The organism is Micromonospora sp. NPDC051296 (assembly GCF_040682255.1).
Lineage (GTDB): Bacteria > Actinomycetota > Actinomycetes > Mycobacteriales > Micromonosporaceae > Micromonospora > Micromonospora craterilacus.
The window spans coordinates 1-5,505 of record NZ_JBFBAO010000424.1; the positions used below are offsets into that span (position 1 = coordinate 1).

General features: G+C 75.7%; 3 protein-coding genes and 1 pseudogene. All 4 read right to left on the reverse strand.

Features of this window, described 5'->3' with window-relative positions; translation table 11 throughout:
- Positions 1–393 (reverse strand): annotated as a pseudogene (locus tag AB0M52_RS29795) (hypothetical protein); the annotation flags it as partial.
- Between the two features lie 385 nt (positions 394–778).
- Positions 779–1,999: a hypothetical protein gene (locus AB0M52_RS29800; RefSeq protein WP_363960642.1), complete on the reverse strand. Its 1,221-nt coding sequence runs from the start codon at positions 1,997–1,999 to the stop codon at positions 779–781.
- An 85-nt stretch (positions 2,000–2,084) separates the two neighbouring features.
- Positions 2,085–3,761, reverse strand: coding sequence for a GTPase (locus AB0M52_RS29805; RefSeq protein WP_363960644.1), 1,677 nt, complete (start codon positions 3,759–3,761; stop codon positions 2,085–2,087).
- On the reverse strand, positions 3,758–5,470 hold the full coding sequence (locus AB0M52_RS29810) for a GTPase domain-containing protein (RefSeq protein WP_363960646.1): 1,713 nt from the start codon (positions 5,468–5,470) through the stop codon (positions 3,758–3,760). Before AB0M52_RS29810 ends, AB0M52_RS29805 begins: the two co-directional genes overlap by 4 nt.
- Between the last annotated feature and the right edge of the window lie 35 nt (positions 5,471–5,505).

Sequence of the window (5,505 nt, forward strand, 5' to 3'; positions counted from 1 at the left end):
GGGGCGCCGCCCGGCGCCGCCGCCGACCGTCCCCGCGCCCCGGCCGCCCACCACGACGCCCGCCCCGCTGCCGCTGCCCACCCCGAACCCGACCCGGACGCCGAGGCCCACTCCATCGCCGAGCGCGTCGCCGACCGGCTCTCCGACGCCGACCGGCGGGCCCACCTCGCCGACCGCCTCGGTCGCCCCGACCGTGTCGACGGACCCGCCGGCCTCAACGAACCCTTCAACGAACCCGCCGGCCTCAACGAACCCCTCAACGAAGCCGCCGGCCTCAACGAACCCCTCAACGAAGCCGCCGGCCACGACGGAACCGGGCGGATCGACCGACCCGAGCGCGTCGACGGGCCCGAGCGCGTCGGTCGATTCGCCGGCATCGACGGATCCGAGCACGTCGGCGGACCCGGTTGGATCGATCGCTCCGACGGTCCCGGCGCCCGAACCCCCATCGGCCGCGCCGCTGACCAGCGTCATCCCCGAACCGATGCGTCCCGCCGCTTCCGACCTGACCAGCACTGCCCGGTCCCGGCACGCTCGGCGGCGTGGTCGTCGGCCTGCCTAGATGCCCGGCGCGCAACCTCGATCGGGTAAACGGGGCACCGCCCACGCGAGATTTTGGACAGTTGCCGTTCTCGATGAACGGCGTTCAAAGACGAGGCACTGGGTGGTGGGTCAGCCCGCGCCGGCTCGCCCTCGTCGAACCCTGACGGCGGCTCGGCCTCCTGGCCGGCGTGGGCCAGCCGGATTCCGCCCGGCGGCGGCCCCGCTCCCTCGGCGGTCAGCCGTCGTCGGCGAGGCGGTGGCGGTTGGCGTCGATCCAGGCATCGAGGGCGGCCGGGTCGTCCGGGTCGACGCCGTCGGCCATCAGCTGCGCGACGGCGGCAGTCGCCGGGCTGCGCCGCTCGCCGGTGGCGTAGAGCCGGACGAACTCCGGCACCATCTCCTCGATCGCGGCGTCGGTCCCGGCCGCGGCCGACGCGGGCAGCCCGCGCCGGCGGGCCGCGTACCCGGTCCAGGCGCGGAGCACCCGGGGCAGCATCGCGGCGTCGTCCATGTCCAGCACGGCCCGGCGGTGCACCCAGTCCAGCAGGAACAACCCGGCCACCGTCGGGCTCCAGCGCAGCGGGTCGGCGTCCGGGAAGGTGGCCGCGTGGTCGAGCAGCAGGCCGAGGCAGAAGTGCAGGGAGGCCAGTTCCGCACCGTCGACGGCGTCCAGCCCGGCCCGGGCCGCCTCCGGTGCGGCCAGGAAGCGCCGGATCTCCTCGGCCCGCTCGGCGTCCGGCAGCGGATCGTCGGGCAGCCGGGGCGGCGGCGTCGTCGCGGCGGGCAGGACCGCCAACCGGGCCCCGACCAGCGCGCGATCGGTGGCCAGCGAACTCGTCCCGGGCAGCTGACCCAGGCGGTCGGTGACCGCCAGGTGACGGGTCACCTCGTCGCGCATCCGGGTCGGGTCCTCATCCCGGAACCAGGTCAGCTCGTCGGCGGCACAAAGCTGCCGGACCTGCTCCAGGATCCGGCTGGCCGGCCCGCCGACGAAGACGTCCTTGGTGATGCCGATGTTGTGGTCGACCAGCGCCACCAGCGCGTGTTCCGGCCCGCCGGAGGCGTCGTCGTACGCGAAGGTGGCCAGGTACGAGGTTTGGTCGCCGTACACGTCACCGTACGCCCAGGTGCCGGTGAGGTGGACCTTGCCGAGCTGGCCTGACCAGGCAGGTGCGGCGGCACCGGGGCGTACCCGCTCCGCACCGCTCGCGTCCGGCACCAGGGCGGCGAAGACCGCGCGCACGGTGGTTGCCGCTGCGGTCCGCCGTCGTGAGGTGGCCGCGAGGAAGCCGGCCACGAATTCGCGTACCGCCGTGTCCCGATCGGTCTCCGCGACCTCGTACACGCTGCCCAGCAGTGCCGCGCCGAGCATTTCCGCGTCGAGCGCCGAGTCGAGCTTGGTCACGTCGCGTGCGGCGTGCAGCACCGCGTCGTAGGGGGTCAGTGGCGTGGCCATGACCCGACCCTACGCCGCTCGCCGCCCGGTCATGCGCTGAGCGAACCGACCGGCGTGGGCCGGTCTCGGAACTGAGCCGCGGACCTCACCGGTGCCGGGCGACCTCCAGGACGGTCCGGGCGTCGGCGTGGGCGGCGATCACCGCCCGCACCGGGGCGAGCACGTACTCGTCACCGACGAGGGCCACCGCACCCGTCAGCCGCGTCTCGGCCCGCTGGCGGGCTCGCCGGGCGGCCCACCTCGACAACGGCCGGGTCAGGGCCGCCACCAGCAGCCCGGCCAGCAGTCCACCGAGCAGCAGCAGGGTCGGCGCGGGCACCTCGCCGACCATCGGAGGCCGCAGCTCCGGCAGCCCCAGGGCCCGTAGTGCGTAGCCGAGGACCAGCCAGCCCAGCCCGGCCGCCGCCGCGAGGGTCACCAGCCACTGCACCCCGCCGACCAGCCGCCACCAGGTCCGGGGCCGGTTCATGCCCGGGTCGGCACCGGCGACCGCGCGGTCCAGGGCGTCCGGCAGGTCGCCGAGGCGGGAGCGGGCGGCCGTGGCCACCGAGTCCGGCCAGACGCTCGGCAGCCCCGCGGCGGCCCGCTCGGTCACCGTACGCAGCGCCAGCGCCAGCGCGGACTTGTCGGCGGCGCTGGGCTCGGGTACGGACGTCGCGGCGACCAGGCTCTCCGCCGGGTCGCCTTGCGGGCCGGACAGGTGCAGCCGGCGCAGCGGGTCGGGGCGCAGCCGCCGCCAGATCCGCGTCAGCGGCCAGCCGGTGGTCGACGCGGCCCGGTGCCGGTACGCCTGCTCGACCGCCGCCACGACCGCCGGAACCCCCGCCACGGCACCCAGCGCCCGGTCCAGCGCGCCGACCGCGGGATCGTCCGGGGCGAGCGCCGGCCGGGGTGCCCCGACCATCTCGTCCAGCGCGGCGACCACGGCGTCCACATCCCCGGAGAGTCGGCGCAGCGCGGCCTGCCGCTCGGCGACGGTGCGCTCCAGCGCTGCCCGCAGCCCGTCCGGCCCGGCCGGGCCGGCGATGGTGGAGGCCAGCAGCGGCACCTCCTCCAGCCCGTCCGCGTCGAGCAGCCGGCGCAGGTCGGCCAGCACCCGGGGCACGTCGGCCGGGGGCAGCCGGTCGGTCTGGTTGAGCACGACCAGGGTGACGTCCCGGTGCTGGTGGAACTCGCGAAGGTAGCTGCTGTGCATCACCCGGTCGGCGTACTTCTGCGGGTCGACCACCCAGACCACGAGGTCCACCAGGCCGAGCAGCCGGTCCACCTCCAGCCGGTGCGAGTGCTGCACGGAGTCGAAGTCCGGCAGGTCGAGCAGGATCAGCCCGTGCAGGGTGGACTCGTCGTCGCCGTCCAGCACGCTCTCCCGGACGAACCGGTGCCGGGGCAGCACACCGAGCCAGTCGAGCAGCCGGGTGCCCCCGTCGAGCGGTCCCCAGACGCAGGCGTGGGTCACGCCGGTGGTCGGCCGGCGTACCCCGACGGGCGACAGGTCCATCCGGGCCATCGCGTTGAACAGGCTCGACTTGCCGCTGCCGGTCGTGCCGGCCAGCGCCACGACGGTGTGATCGCGGGACAGCGACAGCCGGGTCCCGGCCCGCTCGACCAGCGTGCGCGCCGGGACGAGCGGGGTGTCCGGCAGGTGGCCGTCGACGATGCCGAGGAACCGGTGCACCGCCTCCAGCCGGGCGACCAGCTGGTCCGGGTCCACCCGCCCGTCGGCCCGGAACGCATCCCGCAGACGCTCGCCGATGCCGGTCACGGCTGTCCCTGGTCGGTCACCGGGGTGCTCAGCGCTCGGGCGGCGCTGGCGAATCCGCTGTGCAGCCGGGCCGTCTCCACCCGTCTGGCCGCCTGGCGCAGCGCCGCCGCGGTCCGGGCCGCCGGCCGCGCCTGGTCGGTCCGAGCAAGAAAGCGGGCCGCCTCGGAGTCCAGCAGGGCCCGCGTCCGCTCCAGCAGGTCTTGCCGGGCCTTGCCGGCCAGCGTACGCACGGCCTGGTCGCCGAAGATCGCCTGGAGCACGGCCTGCCCGGCGACGGTCGTGCCGGCCCCGGTGGCGACCTCCAGTCCGGTCGGGATGAACGCGGTGGAGGCGAAGACCGCGATCATCACGGCCAGCCCGGTGGCGTTCACCGCGTACGCCGCCGTCCGGGCCACGAAGCGCCGGTCGCCGCCCTCGGCCCGAACCAGCTCCAGCACGCCGCGCTGCCAGTCCCGGACCAGCCGCTCGGCGCGTTCGGGCAGGTCGGGCGAGTGGTGGGCGAGATCCGGTTCGAGTAGTGCGGCCCCGGCCGGGTGCGCCTTCCACCCGGTGTACGCGTGGTCGGCCGCCTCGGCGGCGACCCCGCGCAGCAGGGTCACCAGTTGGGACTCGATCGCGTCGCGTAGTTCGACGGCCGGCGCCGGACGCCGACTGAACGCGGCCGTGATCCTGTCGCGCAGCCGGCCGATCCGTGCCTCCAGGGTGCGGAAGAACTCGCCGGTGCCGATGAATTCCTGCCAGCGGGCGAGCACCTCGCCGCGGAGCAGCCGGCCGTCGCGCAGCCCCTGCTCGACGGTGTGGTTCGCGGCCCGGTACGCGGCGGTTACCCGTTCGTCCAGCGCGTCGGCGGCGGCCACCTGCTCGTCGGCGGCCCCGGCCAGGCTCTCCACGGCTGGTTGCAGGGCGGCCAGCGCGCCGCCCAGGGTCTGCCGGATCACTGCCGAGCGGGCGTCCGCGTCGGCGGCGAGCCGGGCGAACCAGTCCGCCAGGGGCGCGGTGATCCGGCCAGGCAGCAAGCCCTGCCCGTCGACCCAGGTTTCCGGCAGGACGAACAGCGGTGCCGAGCCGAGACCCTGCTCGGCGAGCATCTCGGCAAGGTGGGCGGCGACCTCGTCGGTGGCCTCCGCCGGCACCCGGTCGAGCACCAGGGCGATCACCGCGCCCCGGGCCCGCGCGCCGTGCAGCAGCTCCCAGGGCACGGCGTCGGCGTACCGGGCGGCGGTGGTGACGAAGAGCCAGAGGTCGGCCGCGGCGAGCAGTTGGCCGGCCAGTGCCCGGTTGGCGTCGACCACGGAGTCGATGTCGGGGGCGTCCAGGAACGCCAGCCCGGGGGCGAGCGCCGGGGCGGTGACCAGGTGCAGGGTGCGCGGATCCTCGCTGGGCTGATTGGTACGGGTCAGCCCGGGCAACAGTTCGCCCCGGCGGAACCAGGGCGAGTCGGCCGGATTGCAGACCAGGACCGGTGAGCGGGTGGTGGGCCGCAGCACCCCGGCGGCGCTGACCCGGGCCTGCACCAGGCTGTTGACCAGGGTCGACTTGCCGGCGCCGGTGGACCCGCCGACCACCACGAGCAGCGGCGCGTCGAGGCGGGAGAGTCGGGGCAGCAGGTAGTCGTCGAGCTGGTCGGCGAGGGCGGCGCCGATCCGCCCGGCCGGCTCGGCCGAGGGTAGGACCAGCGGAAATCGGGCCGCCCCGATCGCGGCCCGCATGCCGGGCCTGCCTCTACCGCGGCGTGGACGCTGCC